Source organism: Myxococcus eversor, assembly GCF_010894455.1.
In the GTDB taxonomy this organism is placed as follows: domain Bacteria; phylum Myxococcota; class Myxococcia; order Myxococcales; family Myxococcaceae; genus Myxococcus; species Myxococcus eversor.
Window position 1 is genome coordinate 1 of the sequence record NZ_JAAIXY010000096.1, and the last position, 519, is coordinate 519.

A 519-nucleotide genomic window follows, 5' to 3' on the forward strand; every position below is an offset into this window, starting at 1 on the left:
TGAGCTTCCTCCTCTCCTGGCAGATTCGTCAGTCTCCCAACCCCCGCGCGGTGACGCTCCAGTTCGCCTCCCTCAACTTCGACGTCTCCATCCAGGAGCTCTTCGCTTCCTGGTGGGTCGGCGCCCACGTCGTCCTGCCCACCGGGGGCCTGCGCCAGGACATCCCCGCCCTGCTCGACTTCATGCACCGTCAGCAGGTGGAGCGTCTCTTCCTTCCCTTCGTCGCACTCCAGGCCATGGCGGACTCCGTCTCCCACGGCGCCACCCTGCCCTCCGCCCTGCGCGAGGTCGTCACCGCAGGCGAGCAACTCCAGGTCAACGCCACGTTGGCGTCCTTCTTCGAGAAGCTCCCGGGCAGCGTCCTCGAGAATCAGTACGGCCCCTCGGAAGCGCACGTCGTCTCCGCATTCCGCCTCCAGGGTGCTCCCTCCTCCTGGCCTCGCCTGCCTTCCATCGGCTCGCCCGTCGGCCACACCCAGCTCTTCGTCCTCGACCCTCTCGGCCAGCCCGTCCCCATCG

At 68.0% G+C, this 519-nt stretch carries 1 protein-coding gene; it reads left to right on the forward strand.

Translation table 11 applies throughout. The annotated features are described in order from the left end of the window. Positions 1 to 519, forward strand: a 519-nt coding sequence (locus G4D83_RS45295; RefSeq protein ID WP_163871177.1) for an AMP-binding protein, incomplete at both ends; no start/stop codon positions are given.